Origin of the sequence: Faecalibacterium sp. IP-1-18, assembly GCF_023347355.1 — a bacterium.
GTDB classification, from domain to species: Bacteria; Bacillota; Clostridia; order Oscillospirales; family Ruminococcaceae; genus Faecalibacterium; species Faecalibacterium prausnitzii.
On record NZ_CP094472.1, the window covers coordinates 784,852 to 806,422 of the forward strand.

The window sequence follows — 21,571 nt, forward strand, 5'->3', positions numbered from 1 at the left end:
GGTTTTATCTCCGCTTTCGTGTTACAATAAAGGCAAAAATCAATGAGCGGGAGGAGACCGAAATGCTGAAACTGGTTCTGGGCACTTCCGGCAGCGGCAAGACCACCCTGCTGTATGCCCGCATCCGTGCCCGTGCCGAGGCGGGGAAGCGCAGCATCCTGCTGGTGCCGGAGCAGTTTACCTCCAGCACCGAAGCACGCATCTACCGGGAGCTGGGGGATGCCCTTTCCGGCATGGTGGAAAGCTATTCCTTTACCAGTCTGGCCGAGCATATCCTTGCGATAGAGGGCGGCGCGGCGGTGCAGACCCTGACCGATGCCGGGCGGGCGGTGCTGGTGCGCCGTGCGCTGGAGGAATTGCAGGATAACGTGCACTACTACTACCGCCACCGGCGCAGCGCAGCCTTTTGCCAGATGGCGGCAGAGACCATCGACGAGCTGAAAAGCGCCGGGCTTTCTGGGCAGCAGTTGCAGGAGCTTGCCCGGGACTGCGGCACCGAGAGCGCGAAGCTGGGCGAGCTGGCGCTCATCTTTCAGGGCTACGAAAGCCTGCTGGCGGGCACCAGCATGGATCCTGCCGACCGTCTGGAGTTGGCGGCTGACCGTCTGGAAGCTGCGCTTGCCCGGGACGAGCTGCCGGACTTTCTGCGCGAGCGCGAGGTGTTCATTGATGAGTTCGACACCTTCAACGCGCCCAAAAAGCGGCTGATGGGCGCCATGCTGGCTGCACTGCCCGCCGTGACGGTGGCACTGTGCGAGGACGGCGCACCCATGCAGCCCGGGGACCTGGAACTGTTCTCCGGTGCAAAGCAGGTGGCGGCGCAGCTGCGCCAGCTGGCGCGCAAAAACGGCGCACAGGTGGCCGCCCCGGAGCTGCTGCGGCGGGACCTGCGCCATAAGGATGCCCCGGGCCTTGCCGCGTTGACCGAGCTGCTGGAGACAGGCAGCTGCACCCCGCCGGAAAGCGCCCCGGAGCTGCGGCTGTTTGCCGCCGCCAGCCGGGAGGAGGAGGCCCGCTGTGCCGCAGCCGCCATCCGCCGCCTGATGCGGCAGGGTGTGCGCTGCGGAAAAATTGCGGTGGTCTGCCGCGATATCAGTCTGTACCGGGCTGCGGTGCGGTACGAGTTCCGCATGGCAGAGATCCCTCTGTACTGCGACGAACCCACCACCCCGGAGTTCAGCGCCCCCGCCACGGCGGTGCGGGCACTGCTGGCATTGCTGCGGGGTGCGGACATGACCGAGCAGCTGACCGTGCTGGCCAAGACCGGCCTGTGCGACCTGACCGAGCCGGAGGTCTGCGCGCTGGAAAACTACGCCTACACATGGTCGCCTAATGCAGCGGCGTGGCGGGCAGAATTTACCAAAAGTCCCCGGGGCTTCGGTGACGCCGAACTGACCGAGGAAGATACGCTGAACATGACCCGCGCCGAGAACGCCCGCAAAAAGCTGGTGACGGCGGTGGATACCCTGCGCAGCAAGGTGCGCAGCGCCAACGCGGAGCAGATCAGCCGGGCGCTGTATTTCTGCCTGAAGGAGCTGGGCGCAGAGGAGCAGCAAGCCGCGCAGGTGGAGGATATCCGCACTGCCCGGGGCATTCCGGCGGCAGAGGAAGCCGCCCGCGAGTGGAATGTGGTGATGCAGCTGCTGGACGAGATGGCGCGGCTGCTGGGCAGTCAGGGCATCACCGTGCCGGAGTACGAGGATCTTTTCGGTCTGCTGCTGCGCTCCTCTGACCTTGGGCACATCCCGCAGACCTTGGACGCGGTGGTGCTGGCAAGCGCCGGTAAAATGCGTTTGGATGCGCCGGACTATGTATTCGTGCTGGGGCTGGCAGAGGGCGAATTTCCCTGTACCCCCGCAGAAAGCGGCCTGCTGACCCACGCCGACCGCGACCTGCTGATGGCAAAACAGATCGACCTGCCGGACTGCTTTGAAAACCGTGTGGTGCGGGAACAGGTCTGTTTTTATAAAGCCCTTACCGCCCCGGCAAAGGGGCTGTGGATGAGCTGGCCGAAAGGGCAGGGGCAGACCCTGTGCGCCGCGCTGGAGCCCATCGTGGAAGCATTGCAGCCTGCCGCGCCGCAGCTGGAACTGATCGACCTTGCCGCCACCCCCGCAGACGGCTTAGACGTGCTGGGCGGCGGCTGGCCGCTGACCGAACTGGAACGCGCCAGCCTGACCGAGGCGCTGCGCGCCCCCGGCGAGGGGGTACAGGCGCCCCGGGGGCTTGCCCTGTTGCAGCGCATGGAGCAGGACCCGCCCCGACAGGTGCAGGATCTGCCCACGCTGGAAATGCTGCTGGGCAGGCGGCTGCACATCTCGCCCAGCCAGCTGGAAAAATATTATACCTGCCGCTACGGCTACTTTTTGCAGTATGTGCTGGGGCTCAAGCCCCGCCGCCGTGCGGAGCTTTCGGCAGACCAGAGCGGTACGCTGATGCACTGGGTGCTGCAGATGGCGCTGGACCCCCACCCCGGGGCAGACAACCCCTGTGCCGGGCTGCGCCCCTTTTTAGAACTGGATGATGCCGCCATGGCCGACCTTGCCGCCGCACTGGTGGACGAGTACGCGCGGCGCTATCTGCCGGAGGATACCGCACGCTTTGCCTACCTGCTCTCCCGGCTGAAAAAGAGCATGACCAGCCTGCTGTGCTATCTGCGGGACGAGCAGAACCAGTCCCAATTTAAGCCCGTGGCCTGTGAACTGAAGATCGGCCGGGGCGAGGATGCCGTGCCCGGGCAGGTGTACCGACTGTCAGATGGGCGCACGGTGCAGCTGGTGGGCACGGTGGACCGCGCAGACGAGTGGATCGAGGACGACGGCACCCGCTGGGTGCGGGTGGTGGACTACAAGACCGGCAGCAAAAAGCTGGACTTGAAAGAGGTCTACTGCGGTCTGGACTGCCAGATGCTGCTGTATCTGTTCAGCCTGACCCGGGATGCCGGCGGGCGCTTTACCGGCGCACAGCCGGCGGGCGTATTGTATCTGCTGGCCGACCCCGCCCCCCAGACCCTGCCCCGCGGACAGGCTGCCCGGGCGGTGGAGTACCAGCTGGACGGCCTTGTGCGGGACGAGCAGAAGATCTTTGACGCCATGGACGCAGACGAAACCGGCAAGTACCTGCCCTTTGGCTACCGCAACGGCGCACCCAGCCCCTACCAGAAGGACAAGCGGGCGGACAGCGCCAAGCTCAGCCGCATCCAGCTGCATCTGGACGATCTTGTTACCCAGATGGGCGAGCAGCTCTACGGCGGGCAGATCGATGCCGAGCCGCTGGTGGTGAGCAGCAGCAAAAGCCCCTGCACATGGTGCGATTACAGCTTTATCTGCTGCCACGAGACCGGGGTGCACGAGCGTGCGCTGGAAGCTCCTGCAAAGCCCTTTGAACCTGAGGAAGAACCTGAAGAAGAGGAGGAACAGCCGTGAGCGGACCCAAATGGACCCCGGCGCAGCAGGCCGCCATTGCCGACCGGGGCGGTGCGCTGCTGGTAAGCGCAGCCGCAGGCAGCGGCAAGACCGCCGTGCTGACCGAGCGGGCGGTGCAGCTGATCACCGACCCGGAGCAGCCGGTCAACGCCGACCGGCTGCTCATCGTCACCTTTACCAATGCGGCGGCGGCAGAGCTGCGTGCCCGCATCGGGCAGGCGCTGCTGCACCGCAGCCAGCTGCAGCCCGGCAATGCCATGCTGCGCCGTCAGCGGATGCTGCTGCAGCGTGCGCCCATCTGCACCATTGACGCTTTTTGTCTGAACCTGCTGCACAAGCACTTTCAGGCGCTGGATATCCCGCCGGATTTTGCCCCGGCAGACCCCGGCACCGTGCAGCTGCTGCGGGGGGCGGCACTGGCCGAAACGCTGGAAAACGCCTACCGCGACCCGGATTTCTGCGCCTTTGCAGACCTGTACGGCAAGGGACGCACGGATAAACCGGCGGGCGATGCCATTTTGCAGATCTACGATTTTTTGCGGGCGCTGCCGGATTACGACTGCAAGCTGGATGAATTTCTTGCGCCATACGAGCAGGAAAACGGCTTTGCCGATACCTGCTGGCACGACCTGCTTCTGGCCGAAGCTGCCCGCTGCGCCAAGGCTGCGCGGGAACTGCTGACGGCAGCGCTGGCCGACTGCCATGCGGATTTTGACCAAGAGCTGGCAGCTGCTGAGGAAAAAAAGACCCCATCCGCCCGGGCAAAGGCACAGCTTGCGGTGGCAGAAAAATACGAGGAGGCCGGTACAAGGCTGGAAAAAGCCGCCGCCTTCTTTGCGCAGGCGGAGCAGCTGGCCACTGCCGGACAGTGGGACCCGCTGTACGACCTGCTCACCCCCTATGTGCTGGGCATGGAGGAAGCGCCGGGGCTGAAAGGCATGAAAAAGCGTCTGGGCGGCGACCACAAGGCGGAGATCAAGACCCGCTCGGACGAAGCTGCCGCCTTGTTTGAGCAGATGACCCAGCTCATCTGCTGCTCCGAGGCCGAAGCCGAGACCGACCGGCAGATCACCCTGCCCCGGCTGCGGGCGCTGTTTGCCGCCGTGCGGGACTTCGATGCCCGGTTCACGGCCAGAAAACGGGAGCGCAAGCTGCTGGAATTCAGCGATTTTGAACACCTTGCCCTGCGGCTGCTGCGCACCCCGGAGGGCACGCCTACCCCCTTGTGCGAGAACATCCGGCAGGACTACGCCGCGGTGATGGTGGACGAATATCAGGATACGAACGCCCTGCAGGACGCCCTTTACCGCTGCCTTGCCGCCCCGGCGGGGGATAACCTCTTCCTAGTGGGCGACCTGAAGCAGAGCATCTACCGCTTCCGGCAGGCAGAGCCGGGCATCTTCCGGCAAAAGCTGGACAGCTGGCCGCTGCTGCCGGGCGCAAAAGCCCGTCCCCGCCCGCCGGAGGGCACCCCGGGCACGGACGCACTGCTGGCGCTGGATGCAAACTTCCGCTCCGCACCGCAGGTAGTGGCGGGCATCAACTATCTCTTTGAGCAGCTCATGACCCCGGAGCTGGGCGATACCGCCTACGGAGACGGGCAGCGTCTGGTCTGCGGCGCGCCCGGGGAATATCAGGGCAGCGTGGAAGTGCAGTTTTTGCCGGACGATGAGACGGAAACCGATGCAGGTTGGATCGCGGAACGCATCGCGCAGCTGGTTTCTGCCGGGGAGCCGGTGCGGGAGGGCAGCACCACCCGCCCGGTGCGGTACGAGGACTGCTGCATTTTGCTGGCGGCACGCACCGAGTTCCCGGCCTATGTGGAGGCACTGACCGCCCGGGGCATCCCGGTATACGCCGACGCCCGGGAGAACCTGATGCTTGCGCCCCACATCCGCCCCCTCATCGCCCTGCTCAAGGTCATCGATGACCCCTCGCAGGACATCTATCTGGCCGCCGCCATGCTGGGCCCTATGTTCGGCTTTACCGAGGATGACCTTGTGCGGCTGCGCGCCCGCAGCCGTCAGGTACAGGCCGAGCCGGACAAAAAGCCCGCCCGCATCAGCCTGTACGGCACACTGCTGCTGGCGCTGGAGGACCCGGCCGACGACCCCTTTACCGAGAAGGTGAAGGATTTCTACGCTCACCTCACCGCCCTGCGGCAGATGGCGCGCAGTGCCTCGGCAGAGCAGCTGCTGGAAGAAATTTTTGCCTCCACCGGTTATCTGGCGGCGCTGGGCGTGCTGGAAAACGGTGCCCGCCGCCGGGAGGATGCCCGCCGGTTTGCCTCCTTCTGCGCCACCTCCGGTGCAGGCGGCATCTCGGCGCTGGTGCGCGCTATTGATGCCGCCGCGCAGGCCGGCAGCACCGGACAGGACACTGTGCCCAGCGGGGTGCACCCCGGGTGCGTGTCTATCATGACCATCCACCGCTCCAAGGGCTTGCAGTTCCCGGTGGTGTTCGTGGGGGATACGGCGCGCAAGTTCAACGCTTCGGATATCCGTCAGCCGGTGCTGGTGCACCGCAGCTACGGCGCGGGGCTGCGGCTGCGGCCGGAAAACGGCGAGGGCGCTTACAAGACCGCCGCCTACACCGCGCTGGCCGCTGTCCACGCCAGGGAGCTGCGCAGCGAGCAGATGCGCCTTCTGTATGTGGCGCTCACCCGTGCGCAGGATAAGCTCATCCTCACCGTGCCCCTGAGCAGCGGCAAAACTGCAAAGCCCTTTGCCAAGGCGGCGGCTTTTCTGGCTGCTGGGGCGGGGGCTACGCTGCACCAGCAGGCCAACAGCTTTGCCGACTGGCTGCGGGCGGCGCTGCTGGTGCACCCGGACGGCGGGGTGCTGCGGCAGCTTTCCGGCAACCGGGAACTACTGTTTGTGCAGACCGAAAGCGTGATGGCCATCAGGGTGTGCGACGATGCCGTGCAACTGGCCGAGGAACCGGATGCAGATACGGAGAATGAAGTGCCGGAGACCGACTTGGCACTGGTGGAGAAGCTGCGGCAGGGCTTTGCGTGGCAGTACCCGGCGGCAGCGCTTGCGCAGGTGCCCGCCAAGGTCAGCGTGACCAGCATTGTGCACAAGGCCGAACAGACCACGCTGGAGCGCCCGGGCTTCCTTTCCAAGGACGGCTTGACCGCCGCCGAGATGGGCACCGCACTGCACGCCTTTCTGGAGCATGCGGACTTTGCCCAGCTGGCTGCGGCCAAGGCTGCGGGCACGCTGGACGAAGCCATCCCGGCAGAGCGGGATCGTCAGGTGGCATTGCAGCTGACCGCCCCGGAGATCGCGGAAAAGCTGGACGCGGTGTGCATCCGCCGCTTTGTGGAAAGCGAAGCCTTTGCAAAGATCTGCGCCGCCGAGCAGGTGCTGCGGGAGCTGCCCTTTATCACCGCACTGCCCGCTGGTGCGGTGCTGGCGGCGCAAGGACACGAGGCACTGCCCGCTGCCGCAGACGCGCAGGTGCTGGTGCAGGGTATCGCCGACCTTGTGCTTGTGTACCCGGATCATCTGGAACTGCTGGACTACAAGACCGACCGCCGCAAGGCCGAGAGCGACTTTCTGCGCGCCTACCGCGCCCAGTTGAACCTTTACGCCATTGCCATCGAAAAGCGCTTTGCACCGAAAAAGGTGACCTATAAGGGCATCTACTCCTTTGCACTGGGCAAACTGATCGAAGCGTAAAAGGGAAAAGTCATATTTTTTCCAAAGAACGCATAAAAAGTGCTTGACAGGGCAGATAAAGCGTGGTAGAATAGCCGGGTAAAGAAAGCAGCTACGGCCTGTGCCGCGCTCGCCTTGCGGGAGAATGTCCCCGGGCTATACCCGAAACAGCAGCTTATTCCTTTGCGAATGCTGCGGCTTTGTGTGAAATTTCGCGCGGCTGTCCAGAATATGGGCGGCCGCGTTTTCTATGCCAAATATTGCAACACTATGGATTTTGTTTGGAGGTGCATTCATTATCGCTACCGCTGGAAAGTCGAAGGAACTGGAGATCAACGGCCAGATCCGTGATCGTGAGGTTCGCCTGATCGGTGCTGACGGCGAGCAGAAGGGCGTTGTGTCCATTCAGGTGGCCATGCGCGCTGCAGAAGAAGCCGGGCTCGATCTGGTAAAGATCGCACCGCAGGCTGTGCCGCCTGTGTGCAAGGTGCTGGACTACGGCAAATACCGTTTTGAACAGCAGAAGAAGGAGAAGGAAGCCAAGAAGAACCAGAAGGTGGTCGAGGTCAAGGAGACCCGCCTTTCGCTCAATATTGACACCAACGACTTCAACACCAAGCTCAACCAGACTGCCAAGTTCCTGGCAGCCGGACACAAGGTAAAGGTTTCGATCCGTTTCCGCGGCCGCGAAATGGCGCACAGTGCTCTGGGCGCAGACGTGCTGAAGCGGTTTGCCGAGGCTCTGCCTCAGGCATCCACCGATAAGCCGCCCGTGCTCGAGGGCCGCACGATGTCCATTCTGCTGATCCCGAAACCCAATAAAGACTAATTTTAGGAGGAAACTAAAATGGCTAAGATGAAACTGAAGACGCACTCCGGCGCTAAGAAGCGCTTTAAGCTGACCAAGAACGGCAAGATCAAGCGCGGTCATGCATTCCGCAGCCACATCCTGACCAAGAAGACCACCAAGCTGACCCGTGGCTACCGTCAGCCCAGCTACGTTGATAAGACCAACGCAGCTACCATCAAGAGCATGCTGCCCTACGCCTAAGAGCGAGCCGCAGGTACACAAAACTTTCTACGAGATACTAAAGGAGATATAAAAAATGGCACGTATCAAAGGCGCAACCATGACCCACAAACGTCGTAAGAAGATGCTGAAGCTGGCCAAGGGCTTCTACGGCTGCAAGAGCAAGCACTTTAAGATGGCCAAGCAGCAGGTCATGAAGAGCGGCAACTACGCTCTGGCTGGCCGCCGCATGAAGAAGCGTCAGTTCCGCAACCTGTGGATCTGCCGTATCAACAACGCAGTTCGTCCTCTGGGCATGAACTACTCCACCTTCATGGATGGCCTGAAGAAGGCAGGCATCGAGCTGAACCGCAAGATGCTGTCCGAGATGGCTATCAACGATCCCAAGAGCTTTGCCGCTCTGGTCGAGACCGTGAAGAACGCCTGATAAAGACCTTGCATCGTGACGCCCGCGCGTATACGCGGGCGTCCGTTTTGTATCCGGGCATTTTTTGCGGCCAGGGAAACAAGGCAACGGGGCAGCGCCCTGCCGCAGAAATCTGCGGCAGACGCTGCCCTTTTTCTATTGTATCCAAAGCAAAAGCTACACACCTGTTCGGGAGGGACTCATGGACGAAAAGATCACCAGCCGGGAAAACGCAAAGATAAAATACGCCTGCCGCCTTGCTTCCGGTGCAGCATTCCGCCGCACCGAGGGGCGTTTTCTGGCCGAGGGGCGCAAGCTGTGCCCGGAACTTGCCCGGGGCGCAGAGCTGGAGACCCTGTTTTATACCGAAAATGCGCTGGAAAAGTGCCCGGAGCTTGCCGCTTTGCCGGGCGAGCACTATCTGGTAGAGGATCATGTGGCGGACAAGCTGGCAGACGTGGGCACCCATCAGGGGGTGTTCGGGGTGTTCCGCACCCCGGTGCACACTCTGGAGGAGGTGCGCCCCGGCGGGCGGTATCTGGCACTGGAGCGGGTGCAGGACCCCGGCAACGTGGGTACTTTGCTGCGCAGTGCGGCCGCCTTTGGCTTTGACGGTGTCATCCTGAGCGAGGGCTGCGCCAGCGTCTACGCCCCCAAGACCCTGCGCGCCTCCATGGGCGCGGCGGTGCGCATCCCGGTCATCGAGACCGGTGCCATGCCGCAGGCCATCACTCTGCTGCGGGAAAAAGGTATCACCTGCCTTGCGGCGGCGCTGTACCAGTCCCAGCCCCTCAGCGCGGCAAAGGCCGGGTATCCCGGCGGCGTCTGCGTGGTCATCGGCAGCGAGGGTCAGGGTCTGACCGATGAGACCATCGCCGCCTGCAACAGCACGGTGCGCATCCCCATGACCGACCGGGTGGAAAGCCTGAACGCCGGTATCGCGGGCAGCATCCTGCTGTGGCATTTCCGGGAGGAGAGCCTGTGACCGGGCAGACCAGCCTGTTCCCGCCGGAGCCTGCACCTGACCCGCTGCTGTGCTGGCTGTGGCTGTCGCAGGTGCTGGGGCCTGCCAGTCTCCACGCCGGAAAGGTGCTGGACGCCTTTGGCGGCGCACAGGAGGCGTGGGAAGCGCGGGAGACCGAGGAATTCCGGCAGGCAGCAGGGGATACAGCCTTTAAGCGTGCAGCGCAGCTGGATGCAGAAAGCTTCCACACGCTGGTGATGCAGTGCGATGCCCTGCGGGTGCGCATCCTGCCCTTTGACGACCCGGACTACCCGCTGGCGTTTTCCCGCATCCCGGATATGCCGCTGGTGCTCTACTGCACCGGCGACCCCCGCTGGCTCAACGAGCCCGGGACGGTGGGTATCGTGGGTAGCCGCAAGCCCACGGAATACGGCCTGAACGCGGCGGCGGACATCGGCGGGGAACTGGCAAAAAACGGGGCTGTCATCGTCAGCGGTCTGGCCGATGGGCTGGACAGCGCCGGACACCGGGCGGCGGTGAAGAACGACTGCCCCACCATTGCAGTGATGGGCGTACCCATCGACCGCACCTACCCGGCAGCCAATGCCGCCCTGCGCCAGCAGATCGAGCGCAAGGGCTGCGTCATCAGCGAGTACCCGCCTTACAGTGAATATGTTGGCCCTAACTGCTTTTTGCAGCGCAACCGGCTCATTGCGGCGCTTTCCTCGGCCGTACTGGTGGTGGAAGCGCGGGAAAAAAGCGGCACCATGTCCACCGTTGCCCACGCCGAGCGCTACGGCAAGCCGGTGTACGCCGTGCCGGGGAGTATCTACTCCCCCAACTCCGCAGGTACGAACGGTTTGCTGCGGGACGGACGCGCCCGGGCAGTGGCGGGCGCAGCCGACCTGCTGGCGGCGCTGGGGCTGCATACCCGGCAGGCATCACCGGCGGCTGCAAAGCAACCTGCACCCCTGAGCGATACCGAGCGCCGGGTGCTGGCGTGCATCGGACCAAAGCCCGTGGGCATCGAGGAACTGTGCGTGAGCACCGGCCTGCCTATGTCCGCACTGCTGGGTACCCTGATGAAGCTGGAACTCACCGGCCGGGTGTACAAGCAGCCGGGGCAGCGGTATGTGCTGCGGTAAAATTGTGGAATATTTCCGCTGGTAAAGCACACAACAGCTGTGGTACAATAATATGAGCGAATGACCGTGCATCCCTTTGGGGGCACGTTGCAGATAGAGGAGAAAAGAAGAAATGGCGAAACTGGTTATCGTGGAGTCGCCTGCAAAGGCGAAAACCATCGGCAAATATCTGGGCGATGACTACGAGGTCACTGCCAGCATGGGCCATATCCGCGATCTGCCCGCATCTCAGCTGGGCATTGATGTGGAGCATGGCTATACCCCGCAATACATCAGCATCAAGGGCAAGGAAAAGCTCATCAAGGAGTTGAAGAGCAAGGCCAAACACGCCGACGGCGTGCTGCTGGCGACCGACCCGGACCGCGAGGGCGAGGCCATCAGCTGGCATCTGGCCAATATTCTGGGGCTGGACCCCCACGAGCCCAACCGTGTCACCTTTGACGAGATCACCAAAAAGGGTGTGAAGGAGGGCATGGCCCACCCCCGTGCCATTGATGAGGATCTGTTCAACGCCCAGCAGGCGCGCCGCGTGCTGGACCGTCTGGTGGGCTACAAGCTCAGTCCGTTCCTGTGGCGTAAGGTGCGCCGCGGCCTGTCCGCAGGCCGTGTGCAGAGCGTGGCGGTGCGGCTGATCGATGACCGGGAAAAGGAGATCGAAAACTTTAAGCCCGATGAATACTGGAACGTGGACGCCACCCTGGGTGCCGGGCACAAAAGCTTTGTGGCACGCCTTGCCACGGACGCCAACGGCAAAAAGCTGCTGCCCAAAAGCGAGGCCGAGGCACGTGCCATTGAAAAGGGTTTGGAGGGCGCAAGCTATGTGGTGAGCGAGCTCAAGCGCGGCAAGCGCGCAAAGCAGCCCACCCCGGCCTTTATTACCAGTACCCTGCAGCAGGAGGCCTCCCGCCGGTTGGGCTTTACAGCCACCCGCACCATGCGCGCCGCCCAGACCCTGTACGAAGGCGTGGACATTGCCGGACACGGCATGATGGGTCTTATCACCTATATGCGTACCGACAGTCTGCGCATTTCGGACGAGGCTGTGGCTGCCGCCAAGGAGTATATCGCCGGTGCTTACGGCGAGGCGTATATCTGCCCCTATAAGCGCACATGGAAGACCAAGAGTGCCACGGCAGCACAGGACGCCCACGAAGCCATCCGTCCCTCTGTGCCCTCCCTGACCCCGGACGAGGTGGACAAGAGCATCAGCGGCGACACCGCAAAGCTGTACCGCATGATCTGGAGCCGCTTTATGGCAAGCCAGATGGCAGACTGCCAGCAGGATACCGTGTCGGTCACCGTCAGCGCGGCGGATTACCACTTCAAAGCCAGCGGCTACACCGTGACCTTTGACGGCTTTACCGCCCTGTACGAGGAAGCCACCGACGAAAAGGAAAAGAAGGAAACCAACCTCCCCCCGCTGGAGCAGGGACAGGTGCTCAAGCTGCGGGAGCTGAAGAGCGAGCAGAAGTTCACCCAGCCGCCCGCCCGCTATACCGAAGCTACCCTCATCAAGGCGCTGGAGGAAAACGGCATCGGCCGTCCCTCCACCTATGCGCCCATCATCACCACCATCATCGACCGCGGCTATGTGGAGCGCGACCAGAAAAAGCTCAAGCCCACCCTGCTGGGTCGTGCTGTGGACGGGCTGATGCTGGAACAGTTCCCCCACATCGTGGACGTGGATTTCTCCGCGCAGATGGAGAAGAATCTGGATAAGGTGGAAAGCGGCAAGGCCGACTGGCGCAAGACCGTGGATGACTTCTATCAGGGCTTTGAGGCCAGTCTGGAGCAGGCCGAAAAGAACATGGAGGGCAAAAAGGTCAAGGTGCCGGACGAGCCTTCCAGCGAGGTGTGCGACCTGTGCGGCCGTCCCATGGTCATCAAGGTGGGCAAGTACGGCAAGTTTTTGGCTTGCAGTGGCTTCCCGGAGTGCCGGGGCACCAAGCGCCTTGTCAAGGATACCGGCGGCATCTGCCCCAAGTGCGGCAAGGGGCGTCTGCTGGAGCGCAAGAGCTCCAAGGGACGCATCTACTACGGCTGCGAGCGCTACCCGGACTGCGATTTTATGACTTGGGATATGCCGGTTGCCACCAAGTGCGAAAAGTGCGGCAGCACCCTGTTCCGCAAGGGCGGCAAGCTGTACTGCGCCAAGGAGGGCTGCGGCTTTGAGATGCCGGTGCCCAAAAAGGACTGAACAGCCCGAAACGGACTGACAGATAGAAGCCTTCCCCCGGACGGGGGAAAACTTTTTCAGAGAATACGCTACACCCTCCCTCTTTGGCAAAAGCTCCCCCCTCGGGGGAGCTGGCATTGCCGCAGGCAATGACTGAGAGGGTTGGATTAAAGGAAAGACTAAATGAACGAATATAAAGTAACCATTCTGGGCGCGGGTCTGGCGGGCTGCGAAGCGGCTCTCTGGCTGGCGGGCAAGGGCGTGCAGATAGAACTGTACGAGCAGAAGCCCGTCCACTTTTCCCCCGCCCACAAAAGCGAGGGCTTTGCAGAGCTGATCTGCTCCAACAGCCTGAAGGCTGAGCGGCTGGACTCCGCCTCCGGTCTGCTGAAGGAAGAGATGCGCCGCATGGGCAGTCGGCTGTTGACCGCCGCCGAGGAGACCCGCGTGGCCGCCGGCGGCGCGCTGGCGGTAGACCGCGATGCTTTCAGCGCCGCTGTCACCCGCATGGTGGAGCAGTGTGAGAATATCACCGTCCACCGGGAGCAGGTGGAAACCATCGACGAGAGCGCTCCCATTCTGGTGGCCACCGGCCCGCTGACCGATGGCGCACTGGCCGACGAGATCGGACGCCTGACCGGGGACGAGCGGCTGCACTTCTACGATGCCGTTGCGCCCATCGTCACCGCCGAAAGTCTGGACTACGGCAAGGTGTTTGCCGCTTCCCGCTATGACCGTGGCGAGGCCGACTACCTGAACTGCCCCTTCAACAAGGCAGAGTACGAGGCTTTCCATGCGGCACTTGCCAGTGCCGAGCGTGCCCCCCTGCACGACTTTGACACCGGTGCCGAGCAGAGCACAAAGCCCGACCCGGACGCTCACGGCAAAAAGGCCGATACCGTCACCGTGTACGAGGGCTGTATGCCCATTGAGATCATGGCTGCCCGGGGCGCCGACACCATGCGGTTTGGCCCGCTGCGCCCGGTGGGTCTGGTAGACCCCAACACCGGCCACCGCCCTTGGGCAAATGTGCAGCTGCGCGCAGAAAATAAAGAGCGCACCCTGTATAACATCGTGGGTTTCCAGACAAATCTCAAATGGGGTGAGCAGAAGCGGGTGTTCAGCATGATCCCCGGGCTGGAAAATGCGGAGTTCGTGCGCTACGGCGTGATGCACCGCAACACCTTTCTGGATGCGCCCCGGGTGCTCAGCGCCCAGCTGTGCCTGAAAACACATCCCAACGTGTTTTTTGCCGGGCAGATCACCGGTTTTGAGGGTTATATGGAAAGCGCCGCCTGCGGTCTGCTGGCAGCACGCAATCTCTACGCCCGCTTGGAGGGCAGACAGCTGCCCCCGCCGCCCGCCGATACCATGTGCGGTGCGCTGGTGCAGTACCTGACCACCGAGAACAAGAACTTCCAGCCCATGGGCGCAAACATGGGCATTCTGCCGCCGCTGCCCGCCGAGACCCGTCCCCGGGACAAGCGGCTGCGTTACATGGCACAGGCCGAGCGTGCTGTTGCCAGCTTCCAGCACTGGCTGGAGGAAACTGCTCTGTAAGGCAAACCACCTGAAAGGAGAAAACAGGTATGAAGATCATTGTGGACATGATGGGCGGCGACAACGCCCCGCTGGCTGTTCTGGAAGGCGCTGCACAGGCCGTCAAGGAGTACGGCGTGCAGCTGATCGGTGTGGGCAACGAGGCGCTGGTGCGCAAGACCGCCGCCGAGCACAACATTCCGCTGGACGGCATTGAGCTGGTGAACTGCACCGAGACCATTGAGATGTGCGACGAGCCCGCCCGCGCCGTCCGTCAGAAGAAGGATTCCTCCATCGTGGTGGGTCTGAATATGCTTAAAGAGGGCAAAGGCGATGCCTTTGTCTCTGCCGGCAGCACCGGTGCGCTGCACGTTGGCGCAAGCCTCATCGTGCGCACCCTGCGGGGCGTCAAGCGCCCGGCACTGGCTACCATGGTGCCCGCAAAGCAGCAGGCTTATCTGCTGCTGGACTGCGGTGCCAACGTGGAGTGCCGCCCGGAGATGCTGGCCGCTTTTGCGGTTATGGGCAGCTGCTATGTGAACAAAGTAGAAGGCCGCAAAAACCCCAGCGTAGCACTGACCAACAACGGTGCCGAGGAGAGCAAGGGCACCCCCGTGCTGCGGGACGCCCACCAGCTGCTCAAGACTACCCCGGGCATCCGCTTTGTGGGCAATATCGAGCCGCGTGATGTGCCCAACGGCGCGGTGGACGTGGTGGTCTGTGATGGCTTTACCGGCAACGTCATCCTCAAGCTGACCGAGGGCGTGGCAAAGATGCTGCTGGGTATGCTCAAGCAGATGTTCCTTGCAAACCTTGGCGGCAAGCTGGCATATCTGCTGCTCAAGGGCGGTGTTACCGACCTGAAGCATCAGATGGACAGTGAGGAGTACGGCGGTGCACCCTTCCTTGGCGCAAAGCAGCCGGTCATCAAGGCACACGGCTCCTCCAAGGCAAAGGGCATCAAAAACGCCATCCGGCAGGCAAAAATCTGCGTGGAGAACGATTTGTGCGGCACCATGCAGTCCGCACTGGACGAACTGGCCGCAGCGCAGAAAACTGAGGAATAAAAGGGAGTAAAAACGACCATGAGCCATCAGTTGGAAACTATCATCGGTTACAAATTCAAAAACCCGGAGCTGCTGGAGATCGCACTTACCCACACCAGCTACGCCAACGAGAGCCGCACCCCGGTCAAGCACAACGAGCGGCTGGAGTTTCTGGGCGACAGCGTTTTGCAGATCGTATCCGCAGACTACCTGTTCCACGCCTACGCCGACCGCCCGGAGGGCGACCTGACCCGCATCCGCGCCAGCCTTGTCAGCGAGAGTGCACTGTTCCAGTTTGCGCAGGAGATCGACCTTGGCGAGTATCTGCGCCTTGGCCGCGGCGAGGAGCGCTGCGGCGGCCGCACCCGTCCCAGTGTGGTGTCGGACGCCTTCGAGGCCGTTATTGCCGCCTTGTATCTGGACGGCGGCATGGAGGTGGCGCGCAAGTTCATCCTGCCCTTCATCACCGAGGGCAAGCACGCTGAGGCGGACTACAAGACCCGTTTGCAGGAGATCGTGCAGCAGAACCCGGAAGAGCGCCTGAGTTATGTGGTGGAAAGCGAGTCCGGCCCGGATCACGACAAGCATTTCGTGGTGGCGGTGCGCTTTAACTCCGACCGCGTGGCGCGGGGCGAGGGACGCAGCAAAAAAGCCGCCGAGCAGTGCGCCGCCAAGGAAGCGCTCAAGCTGCTGGGCGTGATAAAGGAAAAGTAAATGGTATTCAAGGAACTGGAGATCCAGGGCTTTAAAAGTTTTCCCGATAAGGTAAAGATCAGCTTTGATACCGGCGTCACCGGCGTGGTGGGCCCCAACGGCTCCGGCAAGTCCAACCTTTCGGACGCGGTGCGCTGGGTGCTGGGCGAGACCAGTTCCCGCCAGCTGCGTGCCGCCGGCAAAATGGAGGACGTCATCTTTGGCGGCACCCGCAAGCGCAGCCCTATGGGCTTTGCGCAGGTGCGGCTGACGCTGGACAACACCGCCCACACGCTGGATGTGGACGCGGACGAGGTGACCATCGGACGCAAATACTACCGCTCCGGCGACAGCGAGTACACCATCAACGGGCAGGTATGCCGTCTGCGGGACGTGTACGAGCTGCTGCTGGATACCGGCATCGGCAGGGACGGATATTCGGTCATCGGGCAGGGACGCATTGCGGAGATCGTGGCAGCCAAAAGCAGCGAGCGCCGCGAGATCTTTGAGGAAGCCTGCGGCATTGCCAAGTACCGCTACCGCAAGACCGAAGCCGAGCGTCGTCTGGCCGCAGCGGGCGAGAACCTGGAGCGCCTGCGGGATATCCTTGGCGAGCTGGAAAGCCGGGTGGGCCCGCTGGAAAAAGAAAGCGCCAAGGCGCAGAAGTTTCTGGAACTGAGCGCCCAGCGCAAAACGCTGGAAGTGACCCTGTGGACCGATGGGGTGCACCGTGCCCGGGAGGCTGTGCGCCAGCAGGTGCGGGACTACGAGACCGCCCAGACCGACTACGAGCGTTTTGACCGGGAAACCAAAGCCGCCGAGCAGGAGGCTGAGGAGATCCGTATGCAGGCACAGCAGCTGACGGTTGCTGTCGAGCGCCTGAATGGGGATATCCGCAGCATCACCCAGCAGATCAGCGGCTCCGAAAGCCGCATCGCCGTGCTGGAAAACGATATTCTGCGCAACGATGAGAGCGCGGCTTCTTTGCAGCAGGAAATCGCCGCCGGGCAGCAGGACACCGCCGAAGCGGATGCCGCCTTGCAGCGCCACCGTGCCGTGGCAAAGACCATGGAAGCTGCGGGCGAAAAGCTTGCGGCAGAGATCGAGGCGCTGAACACGGAGCTTGCCCGGCTGGCAGATGCCAGCACCGCCAGCGGCGCCCGCAAGGACAGCCTGCGGGCAGAACTTGCCGACCACACCGCAAAGCGTACTGAGGCACAGGTGGCACAGGCTGCTGCCGAAGCCGCCGGAGACACCGCCCGGCAGCGTCTGCCCGCGCTGGAGCAAAGCGCCCGGGATGCTGCTGCACAGCTGGAAGAGACTAAGCAGGATCTGGCCGATACCGTAAAATACCGCCGGACGCTGGAGGAAAACGAAAAGCAGCTGGGCAACATCCGCTCCGGTCTGGAGCTCAAGCTGCGCAGCCGCAAGGCCGCGCTGGACGAAGCCGATGCCGCCGAGCAGCGGCTGGGCAGGGAACTGGATGCCGCCCGGCAGCGCCTTTCGGTGCTGCGGGAACTGGAAAAGAACATGGATGGCTACCAGAACTCGGTGCGCGCGGTCATGCGCGCCGCCGGAGCCCGCCGTCTGCGGGGCGTTCTGGGGCCGGTATCCACCATCCTGAAAGTGGAGCCCGGGTGCGAGGTTGCCATCGAGACCGCGCTGGGCGGTGCGCTGCAGAACATCGTGGTGGAAAACGAAGCCGCCGCGAAAGCCGCTATCGCCCTGCTGCGCAATGACCATGCAGGCCGCGCCACCTTTTTACCGCTGGATACCGTGCAGCCCGGCGTGTTTCGGGGACGGCTGTCCGGCACGGCACGGCTGGCCTCTGCGCTGGTGCAGGCCGACCCCCGGTACGAGAATATCGTCTCGAACCTGCTGGGGCGCATTATCGTGGTGGAGGATATCAACGAAGCCTCCCGCGTGGCGCGGGACAACGGCTACCACAACAAGGTGGTCACCATGGACGGACAGGTGATCAATGCAGGCGGCAGCTTTACCGGCGGCAGCGTGCAGCGCAGCGCCGGTCTGTTTACCCGCAAGCAGGAAATGGAAGAGCTGCGCCTGAAGGCGGCCAAGCTGCAAAAAGACTGCCTTGCCGCACAGGAAAAGACTGACCAGTGTAAAGAGCAGGCAGACGCTTTGCAGGCAGAGCTGACCGCCACCGCCAGCGAGCAGATCACTGCCGCCAACGACCGGGTGCGTGCAGAGGCGGAGCAGAAGCGGCTGGAAGCCGCCGCTGCCCAGCTGGAAACTGCCGTGCAGAACGCACAGCAGCAGATGGACGCCTTGCAGGCTGCTTTGAACGACAGCCGCGCCAAGGCCGATGCCGCTGCCTTGCAGCAGGCAGAGTTGACGGCGCAAATCGAGCAGCTGACTGCCGAGCTGAGCCGCATCGCAGAGGGCAGCGACAGCTTCCTGACCCAGCAGAACCAGCTGGCACAGGCGCTCAGCGCCAAGCGGCTGGAACAGGTGACCCGCCGCAAGGATGCAGAACTGGCTTACAGCCAGATCGCTGCGCTGGAGCAGCGTGCCAAGGACGCCGCTGCCCGCCGCACTGCACTGGAAGAAAGCCTTGCCGCCCTTGCGGCCCGCAGCGAAACCTGCCGCACCGAGATCGAAGCCATCCGCAAGGCCAAAACAGACAGCCAGACCACCATCACCCAAAAGGAGCAGGCCATCCGCGAAGCCACCGAAAAGCGGCTTGCCTGCCAGCAGAAGGAAACGGAAGCGCTGGCAAAGGCCCGCACCGCCTCCGACAGCCGCGAGGAGATGGGCCGGGAGATGGCACGCCTTGCCGAGCGCAAGGCCGCTGCCGAGACCGAGTACGACCAGACCGTGGCAAAGCTGTGGGACGAGTACCAGCTCTCGGTCAGTCAGGCGGAGCAGCTGTGCGTGGAGTTTGACAGCCTGCCCGCTCTGCGGGCACAGGTGGCCGACCTGCGCAGCAAGATTCGCGCCCTTGGCAGCGTGAACGTAAGCGCCATCGAGGAGTACAAGGAAGTCAAAGCCCGCTACGATGAACTGTCCCGTCAGGTGACCGACGTGGAGGAGAGCCGCAACGAGCTGAGCCGCATGATCGCAAAGCTTTCCGCCCAGATGCGGGAAATCTTCACCGACAGCTTCCGCGCCATCAACGAAAACTTCAGCCGTGTGTTCACCGAGCTGTTCGGCGGCGGCGAAGCCAGCCTTGTGCTGGAGGACGAAAGCGATGTGCTGGCCTGTGGCATCGGCATCCGGGTAGCGCCGCCGGGCAAGGTCATCAAAAATCTGGAAGCCCTTTCCGGCGGCGAGCAGGCGCTGGTGGCTATCAGCATCTACTTTGCCATTCTGGCGGTGAACCCCGCGCCCTTCTGCATTCTGGACGAGATCGAAGCCGCCTTGGACGATGCCAACGTGGTGCGCTTTGCCCAGTATCTGCGCCGCATCAGCGACAAGATCCAGTTCATCGTCATCACCCACCGCCGCGGTACTATGGAAGCCGCCAATGTGCTGTATGGCGTGACCATGCAGGAGGACGGCGTGTCCAAGCTGCTCAAGCTGGATCTGGAACAGGTTGACGCAACGCTGGTTTCCTGATATAAAATAAACAGAAAATAGATAGGAGGACCACTATGGCGTTCTTCGGATTTGGAAAAAAAGAAAAAGATAAAATGAAAACGGGTCTGGAAAAGACCCGCACCGGCTTCTGGGGCAGCATCATGAATACCCTGACCGGCAGCGTCATCGACGATGAGATGTACGATGATCTGGAAGAAAAGCTGATCCTTGCCGACGTAGGCGGCGAGGTAGCGGTGCATCTGGTGGACAAGCTCCGCGACCGTGTGCGCGACAAGGGGCTGAAAAACGGCGAACAGGCCGCAGATGCCCTGCGCGACATCATTGCCGAGGAGATGACCCCGGAAGCTGAGATGGCGCTGGACGGCAAGCCCGCCGTCATTCTGGTCATCGGCGTCAACGGCGTGGGCAAGACTACCAGCATTGCCAAGCTGGCCGATTACTACACCCGGCAGGGCAAGCGGGTCATGCTGGCTGCCGGCGACACCTTCCGCGCCGCTGCCAGCGAGCAGCTGGAGATCTGGGCAAGCCGCGCCGGTGTGCCCATCGTCAGCGCGGGCGAGGGCGCAGACCCCGCCGCCGTCATCTTTGATACGGTCAAGTCTGCTACCGCACGCGGCTATGATATGGTCATTGCGGACACCGCAGGCCGTCTGCACAACAAATCAAACCTGATGGCAGAGCTTTCCAAGATCAGCCGCAGCGTCAAAAAGGCAAGCCCGGAAGCCAGCCTTGAGACTCTGCTGGTGCTGGATGCCATCACCGGGCAGAACGCCATCAGTCAGGCCAAGGAGTTCTGCAAGGCTGCAGATGCCACCGGCATCATCCTGACCAAGCTGGACGGCACCGCCAAGGGCGGCTGCGTTGTGGCGGTCAAGCAGCGTCTGGGCCTGCCGGTGCGCTTTATCGGCGTGGGCGAGGGCATCGATGACCTGCTGCCCTTTACCCCGGAGGGCTTTGTGGAAGAGCTGCTCCCTCGGGAATGGAAGCACTAAGGGGGCGCGGAAAATGAAAATTTGTGCAGCCACCGGCAACGCCGGAAAGCTTCGCGAGCTGCGCCGCATTCTGGAAGCGCAGGGGCACGAGGTGGTCAGCCAGAAGGAGCTGGGCATCACCATCGAGCCGGAGGAGACCGGCACCACCTTTGCCGAGAATGCTCTCATCAAGGCCGAGACTATCTGCAAGGCCAGCGGTCTGCCCACCATCGCCGATGACTCCGGCCTGTGTGTGGATGCGCTGGACGGCGCACCCGGCGTGTACAGCGCCCGCTACTGTGGCCACCACGGCGACGACGAAGCCAACAACGATAAGCTTTTGGCTGCCATGCAGGCGGTGCCTGCCGGGCAGCGGGGGGCAAAGTTCGTCTCGGCGGTATGTTTCATCCTGCCGGACGGCCGGCACCTGACCTGCATGGGCGAGTGCCCGGGCAGCATTGCCTTTACGCGGCTGTGCGGCGACTACGGCTTTGGCTACGACCCGCTGTTCATCCCCGCAGACTGCGGTGTGGGCAAAACGGACAAGCGTCCCAACACCGAGAACCGCAGCTACGCCCAGCTGACCCCGGACGAAAAGGACGCCATCAGCCACCGCGGCAACGCGCTGGCAGCGCTGGAAAAGCAGCTGCCCAGCTTTCTGAGTGCAGTCACGGAAGAAGGCGTTATCGCACAGGTGTCTGGAAAAGTAGAGATCAAGCTGAAATGATCGTAAGTCCGAAGATGGCTCGCCCTCTCCGTCTCACCTTGTTCGGCACCTCTCCCAAAGGGAGAGGCCTTGGCAAAACCACAAACTTTATCTCCTCGCCAGAGGCTCTCCCTTTGGGAGAGCTGGCGCGAAAGCGCCTGAGAGGGCGAGGTCGCTGACAGATACGCCCCATCCCGTGAAAAAGTAAAATTGAAAAATCCGAAATATCAACCTCAAAATAAAGGAG

Annotated in this window: 14 protein-coding genes; all 14 read left to right on the forward strand. The window is 62.7% G+C overall.

What is annotated here, in order from left to right:
- Positions 1-62 precede the first annotated feature (62 nt).
- The 14 genes from MTP43_RS03725 (at position 63) to rdgB (ending at position 21,345) form a co-directional block, all read left to right on the forward strand.
- The gene (locus MTP43_RS03725) at positions 63-3,425 is read left to right on the forward strand and encodes a PD-(D/E)XK nuclease family protein (RefSeq protein ID WP_249235093.1); all 3,363 of its coding nucleotides are present in this window, start codon (positions 63-65) and stop codon (positions 3,423-3,425) included.
- Positions 3,422-7,108 (forward strand): UvrD-helicase domain-containing protein, encoded by a 3,687-nt coding sequence (locus MTP43_RS03730; protein WP_249235094.1) that lies wholly within the window; start codon positions 3,422-3,424, stop codon positions 7,106-7,108. Before MTP43_RS03725 ends, MTP43_RS03730 begins: the two co-directional genes overlap by 4 nt.
- 229 nt (positions 7,109-7,337) lie before the next feature.
- Positions 7,338-7,916, forward strand: coding sequence for a translation initiation factor IF-3 (infC, locus tag MTP43_RS03735; protein ID WP_055185860.1), 579 nt, complete (start codon positions 7,338-7,340; stop codon positions 7,914-7,916).
- 18 nt (positions 7,917-7,934) lie between these two features.
- On the forward strand, positions 7,935-8,138 hold the full coding sequence (rpmI, locus tag MTP43_RS03740; protein ID WP_005928215.1) for a 50S ribosomal protein L35: 204 nt from the start codon (positions 7,935-7,937) through the stop codon (positions 8,136-8,138).
- Positions 8,139-8,193: 55 nt separating this feature from the next.
- Entirely contained in the window at positions 8,194-8,544 is a 351-nt protein-coding gene (gene rplT, locus MTP43_RS03745; RefSeq protein WP_113621393.1) for a 50S ribosomal protein L20, read from the forward strand.
- 181 nt (positions 8,545-8,725) lie between these two features.
- Positions 8,726-9,508, forward strand: coding sequence for a TrmH family RNA methyltransferase (locus MTP43_RS03750; RefSeq protein ID WP_005928221.1), 783 nt, complete (start codon positions 8,726-8,728; stop codon positions 9,506-9,508).
- The gene (dprA, locus tag MTP43_RS03755) at positions 9,505-10,632 is read left to right on the forward strand and encodes a DNA-processing protein DprA (protein ID WP_005928224.1); all 1,128 of its coding nucleotides are present in this window, start codon (positions 9,505-9,507) and stop codon (positions 10,630-10,632) included. Before MTP43_RS03750 ends, dprA begins: the two co-directional genes overlap by 4 nt.
- 112 nt (positions 10,633-10,744) lie before the next feature.
- Positions 10,745-12,829 carry a type I DNA topoisomerase gene (gene topA / locus MTP43_RS03760; protein WP_005928228.1) on the forward strand — a complete coding sequence of 695 codons (2,085 nt, stop codon included), beginning with the start codon at positions 10,745-10,747 and terminating at the stop codon, positions 12,827-12,829.
- A 162-nt stretch (positions 12,830-12,991) separates the two neighbouring features.
- The gene (gene trmFO / locus MTP43_RS03765; protein WP_005928232.1) at positions 12,992-14,368 is read left to right on the forward strand and encodes a methylenetetrahydrofolate--tRNA-(uracil(54)-C(5))-methyltransferase (FADH(2)-oxidizing) TrmFO; all 1,377 of its coding nucleotides are present in this window, start codon (positions 12,992-12,994) and stop codon (positions 14,366-14,368) included.
- 29 nt (positions 14,369-14,397) lie between these two features.
- Positions 14,398-15,414 carry a phosphate acyltransferase PlsX gene (gene plsX, locus MTP43_RS03770; RefSeq protein ID WP_113621392.1) on the forward strand — a complete coding sequence of 339 codons (1,017 nt, stop codon included), beginning with the start codon at positions 14,398-14,400 and terminating at the stop codon, positions 15,412-15,414.
- A gap of 18 nt (positions 15,415-15,432) precedes the next feature.
- Positions 15,433-16,107 (forward strand): ribonuclease III, encoded by a 675-nt coding sequence (rnc, locus tag MTP43_RS03775; RefSeq protein ID WP_005928239.1) that lies wholly within the window; start codon positions 15,433-15,435, stop codon positions 16,105-16,107.
- Complete coding sequence (gene smc, locus MTP43_RS03780; protein ID WP_249235095.1) at positions 16,108-19,665, forward strand: chromosome segregation protein SMC; 3,558 nt, start codon at positions 16,108-16,110, stop codon at positions 19,663-19,665.
- Between the two features lie 35 nt (positions 19,666-19,700).
- Positions 19,701-20,639 carry a signal recognition particle-docking protein FtsY gene (ftsY, locus tag MTP43_RS03785; protein WP_249235096.1) on the forward strand — a complete coding sequence of 313 codons (939 nt, stop codon included), beginning with the start codon at positions 19,701-19,703 and terminating at the stop codon, positions 20,637-20,639.
- Positions 20,640-20,652: 13 nt separating this feature from the next.
- Positions 20,653-21,345, forward strand: a complete 693-nt coding sequence (gene rdgB / locus MTP43_RS03790; RefSeq protein WP_070102041.1) for an RdgB/HAM1 family non-canonical purine NTP pyrophosphatase — start codon at positions 20,653-20,655, stop codon at positions 21,343-21,345.
- Positions 21,346-21,571: the final 226 nt, after the last annotated feature.